This window comes from Paenibacillus sp. FSL K6-4396, from assembly GCF_038002525.1.
GTDB classification, from domain to species: Bacteria; Bacillota; Bacilli; order Paenibacillales; family Paenibacillaceae; genus Paenibacillus; species Paenibacillus amylolyticus_B.
Map to the genome: position 1 here is coordinate 6,524,468 of NZ_JBBOCR010000001.1, position 19,108 is coordinate 6,543,575.

Consider the following 19,108-nt stretch of genomic DNA (forward strand, 5'->3'; position numbering starts at 1 on the left):
ATAAAGATTGAATAGACGTACAAGGGCTCCCACCTCCACGTGAGTCAAGGCTCCTGAATGATGAAGGCGGTATCACTATTCCGGATCAATCACCACGCAGGCTGGCTTCCTTTGTCACATATCACTTTGAAAACCACATATATAGGTCTATCCAAAGATCAATAGAACGAAGCTTTCAAATCCAGAAATCGGGGTGGTCATGATGTTTGATTGGCTGGGATGGAGAAAAGGATTGCCGCTGTGGCAATCGTATCGGTTGAACGCACATATGAAGGAAGATGTGGAACAGATTTTTGAGGGAATTGCCGAAACGAGACGGCAGATTATGATGGACTGGGCAGATGAACAGTGGAATCACCTGGACCGTTTGCTTCAACAGATACAGTCGGTCCAATTACAGGATGTATTACAAGGTTCACAGCAACGAAGCAAACTAGATGCATGGTTTCAAGCCAGTTATATTCGAGCCGTTGATAGTACGGAGCTATTCATGATGAACGAACAGAATCAGGTGGTATTCTCTACATATAAGAAACATATTGGACAGATCTATGAGGATCACGAAGCTTTGATAGGACCAGGATTGAAGTACTCCAGAGCAGATCGACATGAAAAAAAATGCTTGTATGGTCCTTACTCTGATCCACTGACGCTGGATATTGGTCCACGCTCGTCCGCTTTTCACGATGATGTCACCTTGCTGTTTATCTCACCAATTCTGCAGGAAGGTCGCTATGTCGGTTCATTATGTAGCCGTGTACCCGGGGATGTACTGGGTGACCTGATCCAACGAGAATCAGGTCATATCTATCCCGATTCCGGTGACAATTACCTCTTTATGGCTGAGTCGATATTAAGGCCACATCTGCAACCCGGCACCGCCTTGTCCAGAAGCCGCTTCGAGGATCGTACTTTTACACATGGGGAAAATCTCAAAGATGGTGTCACCACCGAATGGGGTATCGTTTCCGTTAAGGAGCATACCGAACTGGAACTCATGTTCACTGATCCGTCGACCGGAGAACTACACCCCGGAGTAGCAAACACCATTCAGAATGGTTCCAATCTGTTCGTAGCTTTTCCCGGCTACTCGGATTATCGCCATATTTCTGTAATCGGCAAAGGCATCACCTTCCAGCTGCCACACTGTCCTGATCGCTGGGGCATGATGTGTGAAGGGGATCTGGAGGAAGTGTATCGGATACGAAGCATCGGCTGGCGCCAGTTCAAGCAGCACAGTCTCTTCACGCTTTTGTCAGGCATTGCAGGAGCAGCTCTTGTCTATGCCTTCACTGGTAGTGGTTGGAGCACGGCAGCAATGGCCGCTTTTAATGTGTTATTTGGATTCTTCACTGCATTACAGCTGCATCGTAGCCAATATGGACGAGTTCATGAAGACTTGCGTCGCATCAGCCGATTTATTCGAATTAACGCCGAAGGCAGAGGTGATCTGACCCAACGCCTGGACACGTCTGCTTTTGCCCAAGATGAATCAGGCGAACTGGCGAAGTGGATCAACAACATGATTGATTCTCTGGAAGGCATTATGCTGAAGGTACAACTTGCCACGGTAGACGTTATGGACAACCAGTATCAGATGCGAACTTCAACAGAGACAACCCAGGGCACGACTGAACGAGTGAACCAAAAGCTTGGTTCAATGATCCAGGCCATCCGCACCCAACTGGAAGATCTCGACCAGGCCAGAATTGCTGCCGATCACATGCGCATAACGCTGCAACAACTGGAGACCTCTGCAACCGAACAGATCGGCGTGGCCCAGCAGGAAGTGGAACGAATCGGCGATAAAATGACCCAAATCTCAGGAGCGGTATCCGATACTAATCGTACCATCCTGTCCTTCATAGATACGATGAAAGAGATTTACCACGCACTGGCTGTCATTGATGAAATTTCAGTTCAGACCAATCTGCTGGCTCTGAATGCTACCATTGAAGCTGCACGCGTGGGTGAACATGGTCAAGGCTTCTCGGTTGTGGCAGGGGAAATTCGTAAGCTGGCTGATTTATCCCGTTCTTCTACTGAAAATATTCATCAGATTCTGGACCGAATCTCAACTGCAGCAGGAGCTGCATCCCAATTAATCACAGAGGGTGATCAGGTACTTGCTGAAGGAACGACACTGGTTCAGGCCGCTTCGCAACTTCTGCAAAATGCTACCGCTGAAGAACCTGAGCGCACACAAGTCGTGGATCAAGTGGTCATGCTGATGGAAAATATCGCTGCAATCAGCCATCAGAATCGGGCTACTTCCGCTGAAGTGGAGGCCGAGATGATGGAGCTAATCCGTGATATGTTACAGGTTCAGCATTCTTCGCATAATGTGGAAGCCATTACGGTCTTTCTGCAACAAGTCGTGGGACAATTCCACCTGAACCACCCCGCCAAAAATGCTGTCATCTGACGTCATCGTTGACGCGGATTGGAGAAATAGCTAAAATTTGATGCAACTGTTCCTTTTGAAATTGTCGTATCATTTATAATAGAAGATTTCCAATCTGAACCGATGAAAGGGTGGTCTGCATGGAATTGCTTCAGGATTCATTTGGCCGGATACATGACTACATCCGTATTTCTGTTACGGACCGCTGTAATTTACGCTGTGTGTATTGCATGCCTGCAGAGGGCATGGAGTTTGCTCCACATGATGAGATTATGAGCTACGAAGAGATCGCACAGGTGCTGAAGGTGCTTGCTCCGATGGGCATGCGTAAAGTTCGGCTCACCGGGGGCGAACCGCTGGTGCGTAAGGATCTGCATAAGCTCGTCGGCATGATCTCGGCGATTGACGGTATTGACGATATTGCACTGACGACCAACGCTCTTCTACTGGATAAGCAAGCTCAGGCATTGAAAGACGCTGGATTGAACCGGATTAACATCAGTCTGGATTCCCTGCGCGCCGATCGCTTCTCCATGATTACCCGCGGCGGAGATGTGAACAAGGTGCTGAAAGGCATTGAAGCTGCAACAGCCGCTGGCCTTGCTCCGATCAAGCTAAATGTTGTGCTGATGAAGGGTATCAACGATGATGAGATCAAGGATTTTATTGCAATGACGATGGATCAACCTCTTCATGTGCGTTTTATTGAATATATGCCGATTGGACATGCTTCGGATTCATGGCGCAAATCTTATTTGCCGCTGGAAGCTGTGACAGATGTATGTGCTGAAGCAGGCTGGACGGTAGAAAATACAACAGGCCCTGCGGGCAATGGCCCATCACGCAATATGAAAATTGTGGGCTCCGAAGGCACATTCGGATTGATTCATCCCGTGAGCGATCATTTCTGTGACAATTGCAACCGACTTCGGCTGACCGCTGACGGACATATCAAAGCCTGCCTGTACTGGTCGGATGAGTATAATGTTCGCCGCTTCGTGGATGATCCGGATGCCATGGCGGCACTCTTCCTCAAAGCGCTGGGTACGAAACCGAAGAATCATGAGATGGCTCTGGCTTTGGAACAAAAAATGCAATCTCATACACCGACGGTACGCCGCATGTCCCAGATTGGCGGATAACAAAGCAGACGAGAACTTGATTGTTCTCGCCTGCTTTTTTGTCATGTTTTCATAAATTTCTGAAAATAATCAATTCTCCTGTTTCATTTGTTAAAAATTTAATTAATATATCTTATTGCCCTTGTTGGGTCTTCAAGATTCCCATAATTCTGACGATGTATATACAATACATCTAGATGATATGCACACATACACTATAGGAGCTGAACCTTATTGAACATTGTTGAAGCACTCGTTGCAGCGAGTCCGTATTTTAAAATTATGCTCAAGGAACACGATATCATGATTGCAGTAACGGATACCGAGAAGTTCTGGTATTATGTTCCCAGCAACGAGCTCGATCTGGGCATCAAGGCTGGAGACCCCGTTTCCCTCGATGACCCTACACTCCGCCGTGCACTTATACATGGGGAGACTTCAGCGAACCGAATTGATGCAAAATTCTATGGCACATCCATCAACTCGGCGGCCACCCCTCTTCGGGATGAGCAAGGAAATATCGTAGGCACACTTGCTATTGGTTTCTCTCTTCAGAATGAGGAGAAACTGGAGTACTTCACTGAACTGATCGGCGGGATCAGCGGCAGATTGACGGATATGGTACAGACGGTAGCCGCTCAATCCGAACAATTGACAGCCTCATCTACACAGATTTTGGATAATACTCGCATGGCTGTGCAGAACTCAGGCGAGGTTAACAAAGTCGCCGCATTCATCCGTGAAATCTCAGAACAGACCAATCTACTCGGCTTGAACGCGGCTATCGAAGCAGCCCGAGCAGGCGAAGCAGGCGCCGGATTCAGCGTCGTTGCATCTGAAGTGCGCAAACTTTCTACGGGTACCAAAGAAGCAACGGTGAATATCGAACGTTCCTTGAAAGATGTTCAGCATTCCATTCAGCAGATGGAGCAGGAGATCACATCGATCTCACAGTCTAGCAACCAACAGGCTGTGATGGTAACCGAGTTCAGCGAGGTCATTGATCAGTTGAACACTGTAAGCCGTGATTTGAAAGTGTTTATTGAATCCATGCTGTTGAAGGCAGAATAAATTCGATACGATGACCTTCACTCCAATGATTAACCATATATAAAAGACGCTACACCGAAGCGGTATCGAGCTCTACATGTTTCATCTCAATAACCAGATCACCAGGCTATGCTGATCACCAAATTCAGCATCTACATTGAACTCCCCGTGCGATTAACGTCACGGGGAGTTTTTTTTATTTTAACAAGATGGGCCCGCTACATCACGGTCATCTATGAATAGATGAGCTTCCACAGCATCATAACCGCCAGCCCAACCATGACTACAGCGGACAACCGATTAAACACCAGACTGATGCGTCCAGTTCGATCCGTTCTCCTAATCACCCTGCCCGCGCCTGCAAGTCCCAAGAACCATATCCAAGATACAACCGCGGCTGTCAGGGCAAAATACATGCGCTCTACGCCTTCATACTGAAGTGAACTGGTGCCAATCACGGCAACCGTATCCAGCAGAGCATGGGGATTGAGTAGAGATACTGATGCGGCAAACGCAATCTGACGCCCCGCGGACATTACCGCCTGTGAACCTTCGACTAATTCGGATGACCTCCAGATACTCCATGCCATATACAGCAAAAACAAACTTCCTGCTGCATACAACACATTCGCCAGCACTGGCCATTGCAGCAAAATAAGCGACACCCCTCCAACAGCTGCCCCGATCAACAACGTATCACTGACACCTGCCGTTATTACAGCAGGCATAGCATGTATATAACGTCTCTGGCTCATGCCCTGATTAAAAATAAACACATTCTGCACACCCAGTGGCAAGATCAAACCAAACGCCAGAATGACTGCATGAATAACAACCTCCATCGTTCTTCCCCCTTATCTCTGTATTCCATCGTAGGGCAGATAATGGCTGACGTAACCAACCACTTGGATGGCATCAGACCCAACCAAATGTTATAGTGTTGGTTAAAAAGACAAACAGAGGTGATCCTGCCTGTCATGGAACGTTCTGATTCTCGACTAAACATGGGTTGGAAGCCGAATCCTTCTCTCGACTTGCCCTTATATCGCCAGATTGAAGCCTATATCCGCAAGAAGATCACAACGGGCGAATGGTCAGCAGGATATCGTCTCCCCTCACAGCGAATATGGGCTGAGTCCATGGGGGTGAACCGCAGTACATTGGTCACTGCCCTGGATAACCTGACCGCCGCTGGTCTGATTAAAGGCAGACATGGCGGAGGAACTTTTATTACCGGCTCCGGTTGGCATGGTATGGCTCACGGAGCGATGCCCAACTGGAACGAAGCCATCGAGGAGGGTTGGTATTATCCCAACATGCCCGAGATCCAGCAGATTAACCAGGCTGAATTCCGGCCTGGCATCATACGTCTTGGTACAGGGGAGCTTGCCCCGGAACTGATGCCTCAGGATGCTTTTAACGACATTCTGTACTCCCTGTCCCAGCGTTCTCGTACCCTCAACTACCTGGAATCTCAAGGAAGCCTGGAGCTTCGTGAGGCTTTATCCGCCCATTTGCAGACGACTGGCATTCAGGCCTCTCCAGATTCCATACTGATTGTTTCCGGCTCTCTTCAGGCACTGCACTTGATATCGGTCGGACTGCTCCCTCGCGGATCAGCAGTTCTGCTGGAAAAACCATCGTACCTGTATTCCATTCACGCCTTTCAATCGGCAGGGTTGAAAATGAGCGGAATCCCGATGGACGATGAAGGACTGCACATTGCACGCCTGGAGAATGCCTCGCAGCATGTAAAAGATCAAGACCATATCTCGCTTCTCTATACGATACCGAGCTTTCACAATCCCACGGGCTCTGTGATGAGTGATCACCGCCGGGAAGAACTCATGACCACCGCTCGAACATTAGGCATCTCCATACTCGAGGATGCCGCCTACAGTGATCTGTGGCTGGATACACCTCCTCCGTCATCGCTGAAGGCGCGTGACCAGGAAGGACGGGTGCTGCATATGGGCACCTTGTCGAAGGCAGTCAGTCCCGGCTTACGCCTCGGATGGCTGGTGGGGCCAGAGCCGGTCATACGCCGGCTCACGGATATCAAGATGCAGACCGACTACGGTACCAGTTCACTCGCGCAGGAAGCCGCTGCCCTGTGGTTCGCCGAAGGGCATCATGCAGAACATATGGAGTGCCTTCGCCCTGAGCTACGCAGACGCAGAGACTTCATGCTGGATATGTTGCAACGTCACTTTCATGGCATAGCAAAGTGGAAAATACCTGCTGGCGGCTTTTATATCTGGCTGCAATTCACTGTATCCCCTCTCTCTATCCGCCAATTGTTCCATACCTGTCTGGAACAGAATGTACTTATCCACCCGGGCTACCTATATGACCGGCTGGATGCGAGTCATATCAGGCTCTCTTACGCCTATGCTTCTCCTGATGAGATGGAGCGTGGACTACAATGCCTCGTAGAAGCTGTACACAGGCTCATGGATTCTGGCTCATGATTTCAAATGCTGGTTCCTGATTTCACAACCAAAAAAAGCCTTGACCGAAAAGGACAATGTCCTTCAGATCAAGGCTTTTTGCGTTAGTTTTGTAAGTTTGATCGAATACCAAAAGCGGGTCGATACCAGTAGCGCTCCGGGATTCCATCGTATCATTCTGCTATTCGCTTACCCTTTGACCGCACCCTCCGCAATCCCCTCCATGATGAACTTCTGGAAGAAAGCATAGATCAGAATAACCGGAATCGCAGTCAGTACCAGAGAGGACAAAATCAACGGCCATTCCTTGTTATATTCACCAAACAACATGTTTGTGGACAGAATCAGCGTATAACGATTCACATCAGTCAACATGAGCAGTGGCAACAAGAAGTCATTCCAGATCCACAGGAAGTCCAGAATCGCGATGGTGACTGTGATCGGAAGCAAGAGCGGAAAGATAATCTGGAAAAAAGTCTGGAACTCATTACATCCGTCAATCTGAGCCGATTCCTCCAATTCACGCGGAATAGACTTCACAAACCCGTGATAGAGGAAGATCGCCATGTTCACACCAAGCCCGATATAGATCAGGGCCAATCCGTACGTGCTTCCCTGTACACCCATGCCTTTGGCTACCCGAGTCAACGGAATCATGATGGAGTGGAACGGCACCAGCATGGATGCAACAAACAGGAAGAAGATCAGGTTACTCAAGCGGCCAGAGGTACGTGAGAGTTTGTATCCCGCAAGTGAGGCACAGAAGACGATACCACCAATCCCCAGAAAGGATACAATCGCCGAGTTCATCGAACTGCCCAACAGATTGATTTTGTTAAATGCGTCCGAATAGTTCTCCCAGTGCAGCGTCGTCGGCAGCGCAATAAAGGACTGGAACATCTCTCCTTGTGTTTTGAAAGAGTTCACCACCGCCATGTAGATCGGCAGCATGGCCACGAGAGATCCCAAGATCAGCAGCAGGCGAATCAGATAACTGTTCAGTCGTTGCATCCTCATGCTTCCACCTCTTTCTTCTTCATGACGGTGATCTGGATGAGTGTAAAGATGAGTACGATGATGAACAGCACAACCGATTTGGCACTCGCATAGCCGTACCTGAAGTTGTTGGAGAACGCTTCTTCATAGATGTTCATTGTGATAACCTGTGTGGCCCGGCCCGGTCCACCACCCGTCAGTCCATACACCACTTCAAACACTTTGAATGCTCCGTTCAGCGTCAGGAAGAAACAGATGGTCACGGCATGAGTAATCATCGGCAACACCACATTGCGAAGTACCTGGAATGCATTGGCCCCATCAATAACAGCCGCTTCCTTGAGGCTTTTCGGCACACCCTGGAGAGCAGCCAGATAGATGATCATCATATACCCTACACCATTCCAGAGCGATACCATCAGAATGGAGTAAAATGAAAACTTCGGATCACCCAACCATTGCTGGTCGAGGAACGAAAAAGCCAGTTTCTCTGCGAGCTGTGGCAGCACCTGAGAGAAGATGAAGGTCCACATGAAAGCACTTATGATTGTACTGATCATGTTAGGCATGAAGAACAGCGTCCGGAAAAGCCCTTTGCTGCGCGTCCGTGACTCAATGAACACGGCGAGCAGCAAGGCAATTCCATTTTGCAGAATCAACATAAATATTACATATTTCATCGTGAACCACAGGGAGTTCAGAAAGTCGGGATCTTCTTTGAACAATTCCACAAAGTTGCCCAGACCGATAAAGCTGTAATCCCGATTGAGTCCGTTCCAATCCGTCAGACTATAGAACAGGCCACTAAACGTGGGATACAGCAGGAAAATCGCATAGATGACAAAGGCAGGCGCAGTGAACGCGAGCAGTGACAGATACTTCTTGAACACATTCGTAGCCATAGGTTCTCCCCCTTTTCACTCGAAGCGGATGATTGCAAAGGAGGGAACGAAGAACGTTCTGCCTGCCGTATCATCTGCTTGGAGACTGCGACGAAACAAAGTACCGCTAATTTGTTGACAAGCTCTCAAACCGTAGAGATTTGCCAACAAAAGCAAGCGGATACTCCATTCCTCGCAACTCCTTACTTGTTGACTTTGTTGTAGGATTTCCACGCCTTGTCGAGCGCATCGATAACCTGCTGTTGATTTAATTGCCCAGAGTAGTAGCCTTGTAACGCTTTGCCTGACTCGTCTTTCACCGCTTGAGGGAGGGATGGGTCCTCATAAGCTTTACCTTCACTCACATATTTCTGGGCATCGTCTACCCACGGGAAGCTCTTGAAGTCATGGATCTTGGCAATCGGATTAAATTTGAGCGCTTCGAAGAATGCACTTGAATCCTTGTCATCGAGAATGTAGTTCACGAAATCGAGTGCCACTTCTTTGTTTTTGCTAGATGACGATACTGCCAGCGAAGTGGAGGTGCTCAGATTGATTTTGGTATCATCCGGATTGTCATTGATCGGCATTGGTGCTACACCAAAGTTCAAGTCCGGGTTGGACTTCAGAATGGTTTCGGCAAACCATGGTCCCTGAATCCACATCGCGGCGCTTCCTGAAGCGAAGGCTGCTGAACCATCATCTCCGCCCACTTCCAGCGCTTTATCTGTACCATTCGCATTGACCAGATCGAAGATATCGAACAATGCTTTCATATCGGAGAAGGAACCCTGATCCTGATTCATCTTCTCCACGAAGTCTTTGTGCTCCGACTGAGTTAATGCACCCACGGTAAGTGGCAGGAATAATTGCGGAATCCAAGCTTCTTTGTAGGACAGTTCAAACGGTGTAATGTTGGCTGCCTTGAGTTTCTCCACGACCGCTTTCATTTCCGTTAACGTCGTTGGCACTTCCAGCCCTTGCTCTTTGAAAATATCTTTATTGTACAAATAGCCCCATGATACTGTTTCCAGTGGAACAGCTACGATTTTGCCCTCCGCATCCGTTATGGAAGGTTTAACCGAATCCAGCAGCTTATCGACAAAAGGTTGGCCCGACAGGTCTTCCAGATAACCAGCTTTGCTGAATGGTGGAATCTCATTAACTGCATGCAGAGCGAACACATCCGGTGCATCATTGGAGGCGAGACGTGTCTTCAGAATCTGAGGTGCATTGTCTGCTGGCGGCATCTCCAGTTGCACGTTCACCTCAATGTTTTTCTCTGCTTTTTCCTTGGCTTTGAACTGTTCTATATATTTATCGTAGTGTTCTTTCAGCCGAGGTTGTGCAACGAATACTTTGAGGGACACCGTGCTGCCTGATGCCGATTCTTCCTGCCCATTGTCCGTTCCTGCATTGGAACCGCAACCTGCGAGCAGAACACTGACCAGTACCGCACTTGCTACGCTTTTCCATACTTTCATCTCTTATGACCTCCCGGTGTGTGACTGGTTTGTCTTTCATAGGCTCATTATATATCAGAAAATGAAAGCGCTTCATTGGACAAAATTAGACTTGTGTATTGGATTATTTTAAACCTTAATCCTGCCGCAAATGCTTTCTCGAACAGCTCATTCCGTGCTACTGCCTGAATTGCCTGATATACGAGCCTGTCCCTTCCGCATCTCCCCCGGTGAAACTCCGAAATGTTTCTTGAATACCCGATAGAAGTAGGACACATCCTCATAACCCGCCATCTCGGCAATATGTTTGAACGGGATCTGATCATCCATCACCCATTCCTTCGCTCGTGTCATGCGTAACTGGACGACATAATCGGTCACATTCACCTCATACTCTTTCTTGAATACCTTGCTGAGATATTCCTTGCTGACAAAAAAGATCTGGGCGAGCTGCTCCAGGGTAATCATCTCCATACAGTGCTGCTCCATGTATTGCTTCACCTCATTCAGGTTCAGCTTATTCTTGAATTTACGCTGCGCAATGAGTTGCTCCAAAGCCTGGTAGTATGGAGTCGAAATCCATGCGATCGTGGATTCAATGGAAGCCAGCGCTGTTGAAGGAGGTAAAGCCGTTGCTTCGCGCCCCTCGTACAACCCATTGGAGACACACAGTTCATCCAGCAAAGCCTGTAGTTCATAGGCCACTCGTCCAAGCTGCCGGGGTCTGTTAATCTCGCTATGCTCCAGCTTCTGCTGCAGTTGCTGGAACCATTCTCGCAGACTTTGAATGTTCAGGTCGTTAAACCGCAAGCGAGCCTGCTGTTGAAACAAAGAGAAATCACCAGCAAAGGAAGGCGGATATGCTTCCCATGATTCCGGCGCAGATTCAACCTTTTCCAATTCTTTGGCACATTTGGCCAGTACACCATTCAGTTCATCCGGATTCACCGGTTTGAGCAGATAGTCAGCAGCCCGATGACGGATCGCGTGTTTGGCATAATTGAAATCATCATACCCGCTCACCACGATCACCTTGATCTGTGGGTATTGCCCGCTTAGCGTCTGTAGCAGTTCCACACCGTCTGTACCGGGCATACGCATGTCCGTAATGATAATGTGAGGCTGATGCTGCTTGACCAGTTGTATGGCCTGCTCACCATCCTCTGCCTCACCAGCAACGGTCATCCCTAGTTCCTTCCAATCCCCCAGGTTGCGCAAAATATCCCGGTTCCACGGTTCATCATCCACCAGCAATACTCTGTACAGTTCCTTGTTCACAAGGCTTCGCCTCCCGTATTGCAGGGGATTCGTACCGTAACACTCGTCCCCTGTCCGTATTCACTTTCCACACTCATCCCGTATTCAGGTCCAAAATGCATTATGATTCTTGAGGCGGCATTGACCAGTCCAATACTTGTACCAGAACTCCACACCCGATCGGACTGCCAGGTCAGACGCTCCAGTCTGGACTGCATCTCCGTTAGTTTCTCAGCATCCATACCCACACCGTTATCACGAATTCGAATCGTTACCTCTTTAGGTTCACAGACGACTTCAATGCCCAGCTTCCACTCACCCGGTTTCTTCTCCAGACCATGCAAAAATGCATTCTCCACAATGGGTTGCAAAGACAACTTGGGAATATAACATTCCCGAAGTTCTCCGGTAATCTCCAGTGTATATTCAAGTTTGCCGCCAAAACGCTGCTTCTGAATGAGCATATAATGTTCCAACTGATCGAGTTCAGACTGTAAAGGGACAAGTCCATCCGGCGCTCGCACAATATAACGAAACATCTCGCTCAAGGCTCGAATGACCTTATAACTGTCAGCAGGTTTTTGCGAATAGACCATACCGCCAATCATCTGCAACGTATTTTGCAGGAAATGCGGATGGATCTGGGATTGCAGTGCTTTGAGCTCCGCCGTCTGTTTCTCCAGATTCATCAGGTAGTTGTCGCGAATGTGTTCCCGGATACGGCTTGACATGCCATGCAGATTTTTCTCCAACAGACCAATCTCATCAACCCGGCCGCTTCGTACCACTTCTCTGTCCTTAATCAATTGAATACCCTTCATGGAATTGGCCAGTCGGACGATGGGCTTTGATGTGCGCCAGGCCACGAGCGCAGCTATTCCCACAGAAATGACGGTTGCCAGGCCACCTACAACCAGTCCGTATTTCATCGTTTCCAAGGCACTCTCGTTAATCACATGGGCAGGTACAATCTTGATCACACGCAGTCCTGACGGTTCGATGGAATGATAGAATACGTATTCCTTGGCTGTACGAATGAAACCGGAACTTTCTTTGGTACCTGCCAATCTCTCCAATGCTTCAGCGGACGGCTGGATGTCTTGATTCGGCTGATAGACCGGGCTGCCCACACTGTCGGCGATGTATACTGCATAATCCCCCCTGCTATCCAGCAGCTCCAAGGTCTGATTGAACTCAGCCCACTTGACCTCCAGACTGATGGCGCCGATCTGTGCCTGATCCTCGAAGCGGTTCATGCTGCGGGTCATGTGAAACTTTTGCGGATCGTCCGGATCATTGATAATCGTAAAATCTTTATGTTGTGCAAAAAGCTCATGATATCCTTCCGGTATTTCCGATACCGCTTTGATGCGAGAATCCATGGAATTGAAGGTGAACAGGGTGTCCAGTTCCTTCAGATACAGTTCAACGCCAAATACATAATTGCCAGCGGAATAGTATACACTGTTCAGCATATTGAACATGGCCTTCTGTTCGTCAAATCGGCTGGCTGTCGGCGCTTCCTGGTTTAACGCCAGATACTGATGCAATTCGTCACTGATCTGAATGGAATAGATAATATTGTTCATACGGGCGAACTGTTCACCCAGATAAATAGAGGCCCAGTTCATGTTCGCCCGGTTGGTCTCCATAATCTCCTCTTCCATGGAAGAGCGGGTATTTTCGGCTGCCATTGCGGTCATGACAATGACGGGCAGAACAGCCAGCAGCGTCATGGTAAGGATCAATTTATTGCGAATGCTGCGTTTGAAAGGATCTGTCAGCTTCCGATAACATTCGGTAAACACAGCGCATCCACTCCTGAGCTAAAATAGACAAACGCCCCAGCATGGAAGCCGAGGGCGCTTTGGTCTTGATATTCGTTTGGAAATGTTAAATATCCACGTTATACAATAAAATGAATGGTTACACGAGATCACTACGTGTTCAGAACAACCTTCTGATCGCTGTTATCACCGGATTTTTTTGATTCCCTTTCTAAGGAGAAAATCCGGTGATAAAGGCGAAGTATATGCTTCCGATGCAGCTTTCTTTCAGAAAGCTTTTAGCTCCGCTTCCTCAGGTTATTTCTGCCCTCTCCGTTAACGTGTACATGTTAAATTCAACTTATATACCTATATTTATTATTTCCTATTATTGTTCGATAATCCGTACGCCCCATGGTTCTAGTTCGATCTTCTCTCCCGCAGCAATCAGGGTTCCGGCCAGAAGTTCAGTCCCTTCTCCATAAGCATTCACGAAGGATGTTGCCTCATCTGCATAATTGAAATAGTAGCGAATCATGTTCCCCTGATCGTTCACACCGGTCTTCACTATGATCGGAAAAGCCAGCTCTTGATCAGTACCCCATACGCCAGCTTCCTTCATCACACGTTCCAACACCTTACGGATCACCGCAGAACTGGTATAACATCCGACATAGGTTGCTTTGCCTTTTCCATAGGCATTCTGGGTAATTGCCGCATATTCACCCCAATGCGGATGATCATACCAAGCGAGTACTTCAGCCGTTGTTGGTGTAATCAGCTCCATCCAGGTATGAATCTGGTTCTGTTCTTCACCAACTCCAAATGGATCATCGCGCAGCGAAACATGTTTTGGCTCTACAAAAAGGTTATAGCTGATCCCACATGCCTCACTGATCAGGCCGGGCTGGCGGGTAGAGCGTACCTTGATATGCTCATTTGCAAATCCGCTTTTGAACGAGTAGACGATATGTCCGCCATCCTGTACGAATTGATTCAATTTTTCCAGCAATGCATCCGAAGCAGCATACAGAGCAGGTACAACGAGCACGTCATATTCCGCATAACTCTCAACCGATGGGTCGATGAGGTCACAGCCAATGTTCATTTTATATAATTCATCGTACATCCAGCGCACCACATCATTATAATTCTTGTCACTGGTGAAATTAAAACCAAACCACTTGATTGATGTCAGGGCCTCATTGCTGAACAGCACCGCCACCCGATTTTTTTTCTTCAGATTAACGAGCTTTGGACTGAGACGGGCAAAATCCCTGCCAATGGTCTTGGCTTCGTTGTATACCGGATTCGGTTCAAAGTCATGACTGAGCAAACCTTTCCAGTACGTCTCAAACGAATTGTGTAACGAATGCCAGTGCCAGTAAGCGACCATGTTTGCTCCTGATGCCAGATGACTGAATGCCTGCAAACGCAGCTGTCCCGGATAGGGAACCCAATGCCAGAACGCCTGTGCTTCGGTCTCGAGTACCAGATAGTTCGATTGTTTGGTGGAACGTGCCACATCCCCGCCGAATGAAATCTCAATGCCGGTCAGATCATCCTGGGAAGGATGGTAGATGTCCACACTGGTGATGTCAAAAGGTTTCGATGCGGCAAAATGGTCCACATCCCCTTGAATGCCGTAGGAATATCCACGCCAATCAAAGTCAAAGTTCTGGGTAACAAACTGTCCTTCCTGTTTGTATTCATTCACAATCCCCACTTGCCAAGCCAAAAAGTTGGTTACCAGCTGCCGCTGGAACTTGGCAAATTCAGCTCCCAGACTACCGTTGATCGTTCCTACCACAGACGGGAAGTCTTCCCAGCTATTGATCCGATTACTCCAGTAGTCGAGGCCAAATTCCTTGTTCAACTCATCCAGGGAGCTGAACTTGTTACGCATATATTTGACGAATTGCAGTTGTACATTATCTCCTGCCGTATTGTAATGCTTCGTCTCGTTATCTGTCTGATAACCGATGACCGCCGGATGTGTGCTTACCCGAGAGATCAGCTTGCGGATGATCCGCTCGGCATAGAATAGATAGGTTGGATGGGTAATGTCCATGATCTGTCTTGCCCCATATTTGCCAGGTCCCTGTGAGGTAGTAGCCAGCACGTCCGGATGTTCCTTGACCATCCACGTTGGAACAGCATACGTTGGTGTTCCTACGATAACCTGAATCCCCGCCTCATGCATGGCATCCAGCACACGGTCTACGGAAGAGAAGTCAAATACGCCATTCTGTGGTTCATGAGTACTCCAGGTTGATTCTGCAATACGGACCACGTTGATCCCTGCATCCTTCATCATCTGAATGTCCTTGTCCAATCTTTCGTAAGGCATATATTCATCATAGTAAGCTACGCCATATAATAATTTCTCCATGATTTAATCTCCTTTTTAGGTGGAAAATATAATGATCTTGACGTGTGCAAGAGTTGACATATTCCAATCCATAATGGTAGCGTTTACATTATTATCGGTTGAAGAACTTGGGTTGTTCAGCAACCACTTCAAACGCTGATGCGTTCCATGGATTATCCATGCTTGCGTTAAACTGATTATAATGAAGTATACTACGGGTGCCGATTGTATAAGGCAAGTTGTTTTTACCCTTTTCCGAGGTGAATATGATGGATATGCGATCACAGCTCCGAGAAATGCCTCACCATACGCTGGCCCACTGGCTACCTATTATCGACTGTAACATCAAATTCTATGGTGCGCACAGCCAACAAGTCCCCTATGGATGGGCGATGCCGGAGGAATCACATCCAGGCTTTGAGATTATGTTGATCATCGAAGGTACGCAGGAGAGTGTGATTCATGGTTATACCTATACCGTGGAGGAAGGTTCCATTCTTCTCATTCCTCCCGGGTTCAAACATACGAATCAATGTGTATCCACGGAAGGCATGACTTATTTTAGCGCTCACTTTAATGTGGATGATCCGGTCTTCACCCTGAAGCTGATGTCACAGCATAGCCGAATCTACACAGCAGGTACGACTGATAATAGGAAGATGCGCGTTGTGCTGGAGAGTTGGATGGGGATGATTAACGTATCTGAGGCCTACACGTCCACTGACAAAATGATCATGCAGGCCCGCATGTTTGAACTGTTCGCCCTGTTGTCCCAAGCCGCTGACAATGAACCGGAGGCCACCACTTCCGTTGCTGCTTCACATGCACCAGCTCCAACAGCCATGCATTATGCGGGAGCTATAGCGGAGGCAATCAAGCAGGCATTCCATGCCCAGCTTCGAACCAAGGAAAGCAGTGTATCCACGGTCAAAGTAGAGCAAATTATATCCTCGTTTGGCATCAGCCCGGGATATGGTCTACAGGTCTTTCGCAAGGTGTACGGGCGATCGCCCAGGGCTTACCTGTCCAGCTTGAAGTTGCAGGAGGCCAAAGTGCTGATGGAACAGCCAGAGCTGTCACTCGGGGAAATTGCGTGGAAGCTCGGTTACACCCATCTGTCCCATTTCAGCAGACAATTCAAACGTTGGACAGGCCAAAGCCCGCTTCAATATCGCAATCATCATGCAGATGCATCAGGCGAACCTGTATCCTACAGATCGGAATCGAGTCCAGAATCTTGATTACGGATACGCTCGTACTCTTCCGGCGTGTTCATATTACTCATTTGCATTGCTACTTGATGAACGCCCACTCTCTTAAGCTCTTCCGTTTCGACATAGAGGCAACCGATCTCTTCAAGCCATCGCATAACTCGAAGATGATCCTGGTTCAGACGCTGCTCCAGATCAGGAAGCACTCGTTTGTGATAAGCCCCTGCAAGAGGGTGGACATGTCCATCCACGCGTGGAACGATAGCAGCATAAGAGTTATGTGATTCGACCAGTTTTTTTATTCCATTAAAGAAAGACGTTTGCAGGAGCGGCATATCGCAGGCGCATACCAGATTCCATTCTGTATCGGAAGCTTCCAGCGCCGCGTGAAGACCGGCGAGTGGCCCCTTCCCCGGATAGTGATCCTGAACGCAGTCGTAGCCCATTGCACCGTAGGTTGTCACATTGGGTCCGGCAGCCACGATGATACGGGATACTGCGGATCTCATGGCCTTCGTGACATGTTGCAGTACAAGGGAACCGTTTAGTTCCAGCATGGCCTTGTTGGTCCCCATGCGGCTGGATAAACCTCCTGCCAATATGATGCCTGTCCATTCCCTCGTGTTCATGTTGTTATCCTCCTTCAGATCACGATATGTGTTTGACTGCATCAATTTCAAAACGTTCGCTATGCATTGAATCCCCTTTCAACAAATGATACATTGAACAATATGCATTTGAAAGGAATGGCTTAATTGGACAGACCTGCACCTTCAAGAGGCAATCCCTCATTGTTTTCTCTGAAACTATATAACTTTTTCATATATGGAGCCATCTCGATCTTCGCCGGATTCTTGCAGCTTTACCTGCAAGAGATTGGCATGACCAAACTGGAGATTGGCAGTCTCATGGCGATTGGCCCCTTTGTATCCTTGTTTGCTAACCCGTTCTGGGGCTTCTGGAGCGATAAATCTCGCAACATTCGCATCATTCTGATGATTATGATGGGAGGCACATTTGTGCTCGCCCAGGGTGTATTCTATGCGCCCACTTATACATGGATCTATGTAGCCATGATTTTCTTTTATTTTTTTCAAAGTCCATTATTTGCTCAAACCAATAGCCTGATTCTTGGATATATCGATGGTACAAACCAAAAATTTGGGTCATTCCGGCTCTGGGGTTCACTCGGTTGGGCGCTGACTGCTGTCGCTGCCGGACCGCTCATTGACCGTTTTGGCATCGGCAGTGTATCCATTATATTTGCATGCATGATTGCCACAGCCTTTGTATTATCCGTATTTCTACCCAGACAACCAATCGCTTCGGATACACCCGTGGTTACTTTTCGGCGGTTTGGCAAAGTCATGTTCAATCCGTATTTTATGGCATTTATCGGCCTGGGTGTACTCGTATCAGTGCCTAATGCGATGAACAGTACTTTTATGTCACTATATATTGTAGAAATGGGTGGCGACAAACAAATGGTTGGCTGGGCCATCTTCACCTCATCCATTCTCGAAGTCGGCGTATTCCTGCTTCTCGACCGCTTGCTCAAACGCAAAATGAGCATGCTCCTGGCATCTCTCATTCTGATCAGTGTGCTGTTTGCACTGCGCTGGCAGCTCATGGCACTGGCTAACAACCCGCTGGAGATTGTATTCATTCAGTTGATGCACTCCATTACGTTTGGTGGGTACTTCTATGTAGGTACGCAGCTGACCATGCTATTTATTCCAAGACCTTACCGTTCCTCCGGTCAAGCGGTCTACACGATGGCCTGGGGAGGTCTCTCCGGCGTGATTGCCGGTCTGTTCGGCGGCTGGTTGTTCCAGAGTTTCGGTGCGGAAATCATGTATAGCATTGGTGTATTCTTCTCGCTCATTGGCGCTGTTGGATTTGGCATCATGTGGTTATCGAATCGACGTAACGGCTATCAGCCAGTTGTATTGACTGAGATGGGTAATATGGATGAGGACAGATAATATTTTGTTAGAAAGAATTGAAAGATTCCCACTTAAGCACTACGATGACAGAAGAATCTTTCGATCGCTGTTATCCCTGGATTTTTTGATTCCCTTTTCAAAGGGTAAAATCCAGGGATAAAGGCGAACGCTCCGCTTCTCCAGCTTTCTTCT

Annotated in this window: 14 protein-coding genes; 6 read left to right on the top strand and 8 right to left on the bottom strand. The window is 48.1% G+C overall.

From position 1 onward, the window contains the following. The first annotated feature begins 199 nt into the window (after nucleotides 1–199). The 3 genes from MHB85_RS28570 (at nucleotide 200) to MHB85_RS28580 (ending at nucleotide 4,596) form a co-directional block, all read left to right on the top strand. Nucleotides 200–2,425 (top strand): methyl-accepting chemotaxis protein, encoded by a 2,226-nt coding sequence (locus MHB85_RS28570; protein ID WP_341074056.1) that lies wholly within the window; start codon nucleotides 200–202, stop codon nucleotides 2,423–2,425. 119 nt (nucleotides 2,426–2,544) lie between these two features. Beyond that, nucleotides 2,545–3,546 carry a GTP 3',8-cyclase MoaA gene (gene moaA / locus MHB85_RS28575; RefSeq protein WP_192134940.1) on the top strand — a complete coding sequence of 334 codons (1,002 nt, stop codon included), beginning with the start codon at nucleotides 2,545–2,547 and terminating at the stop codon, nucleotides 3,544–3,546. 213 nt (nucleotides 3,547–3,759) lie between these two features. After that, entirely contained in the window at nucleotides 3,760–4,596 is an 837-nt protein-coding gene (locus tag MHB85_RS28580; RefSeq protein ID WP_192134938.1) for a methyl-accepting chemotaxis protein, read from the top strand. Between the two features lie 212 nt (nucleotides 4,597–4,808). Here MHB85_RS28580 and MHB85_RS28585 read toward each other — a convergent pair whose 3' ends face one another. Beyond that, nucleotides 4,809–5,417 carry a LysE/ArgO family amino acid transporter gene (locus MHB85_RS28585; RefSeq protein ID WP_192134936.1) on the bottom strand — a complete coding sequence of 203 codons (609 nt, stop codon included), beginning with the start codon at nucleotides 5,415–5,417 and terminating at the stop codon, nucleotides 4,809–4,811. A 135-nt stretch (nucleotides 5,418–5,552) separates the two neighbouring features. Between MHB85_RS28585 and MHB85_RS28590 the strand changes: the two genes are divergently transcribed. After that, nucleotides 5,553–7,046: an aminotransferase-like domain-containing protein gene (locus MHB85_RS28590; RefSeq protein ID WP_192134934.1), complete on the top strand. Its 1,494-nt coding sequence runs from the start codon at nucleotides 5,553–5,555 to the stop codon at nucleotides 7,044–7,046. A gap of 168 nt (nucleotides 7,047–7,214) precedes the next feature. Here the strand turns inward: MHB85_RS28590 and MHB85_RS28595 are convergent, their stop codons facing one another. From MHB85_RS28595 to MHB85_RS28620, 6 genes are all read right to left on the bottom strand, one after another. Continuing rightward, complete coding sequence (locus MHB85_RS28595) at nucleotides 7,215–8,042, bottom strand: carbohydrate ABC transporter permease (protein ID WP_062836914.1); 828 nt, start codon at nucleotides 8,040–8,042, stop codon at nucleotides 7,215–7,217. After that, nucleotides 8,039–8,923: a carbohydrate ABC transporter permease gene (locus MHB85_RS28600; RefSeq protein ID WP_091012865.1), complete on the bottom strand. Its 885-nt coding sequence runs from the start codon at nucleotides 8,921–8,923 to the stop codon at nucleotides 8,039–8,041. The genes MHB85_RS28595 and MHB85_RS28600 overlap by 4 nt, the downstream gene beginning before the upstream one ends. Nucleotides 8,924–9,105: 182 nt before the next feature. After that, a complete protein-coding gene (locus MHB85_RS28605) occupies nucleotides 9,106–10,386 on the bottom strand; it encodes an ABC transporter substrate-binding protein (protein WP_105600177.1) in 1,281 nt (426 codons plus the stop codon). Between the two features lie 147 nt (nucleotides 10,387–10,533). Continuing rightward, complete coding sequence (locus MHB85_RS28610; RefSeq protein ID WP_223199793.1) at nucleotides 10,534–11,643, bottom strand: response regulator; 1,110 nt, start codon at nucleotides 11,641–11,643, stop codon at nucleotides 10,534–10,536. Continuing rightward, a complete protein-coding gene (locus MHB85_RS28615) occupies nucleotides 11,640–13,430 on the bottom strand; it encodes a histidine kinase (RefSeq protein WP_192134931.1) in 1,791 nt (596 codons plus the stop codon). The genes MHB85_RS28610 and MHB85_RS28615 overlap by 4 nt, the downstream gene beginning before the upstream one ends. Nucleotides 13,431–13,776: 346 nt before the next feature. Then, nucleotides 13,777–15,780 (bottom strand): beta-galactosidase, encoded by a 2,004-nt coding sequence (locus tag MHB85_RS28620; protein WP_192134929.1) that lies wholly within the window; start codon nucleotides 15,778–15,780, stop codon nucleotides 13,777–13,779. Nucleotides 15,781–16,055: 275 nt separating this feature from the next. Between MHB85_RS28620 and MHB85_RS28625 the strand changes: the two genes are divergently transcribed. Beyond that, nucleotides 16,056–17,000, top strand: coding sequence for an AraC family transcriptional regulator (locus tag MHB85_RS28625; protein ID WP_341074058.1), 945 nt, complete (start codon nucleotides 16,056–16,058; stop codon nucleotides 16,998–17,000). On the opposite strand, the gene mobA is transcribed toward MHB85_RS28625, so the two are convergent. After that, complete coding sequence (mobA, locus tag MHB85_RS28630; protein ID WP_192134925.1) at nucleotides 16,970–17,599, bottom strand: molybdenum cofactor guanylyltransferase; 630 nt, start codon at nucleotides 17,597–17,599, stop codon at nucleotides 16,970–16,972. The genes MHB85_RS28625 and mobA overlap by 31 nt on opposite strands. A 162-nt stretch (nucleotides 17,600–17,761) precedes the next feature. Between mobA and MHB85_RS28635 the strand changes: the two genes are divergently transcribed. Next, nucleotides 17,762–18,955 (top strand): MFS transporter, encoded by a 1,194-nt coding sequence (locus MHB85_RS28635; protein WP_091012853.1) that lies wholly within the window; start codon nucleotides 17,762–17,764, stop codon nucleotides 18,953–18,955. The last annotated feature ends 153 nt before the right edge of the window (nucleotides 18,956–19,108 follow it).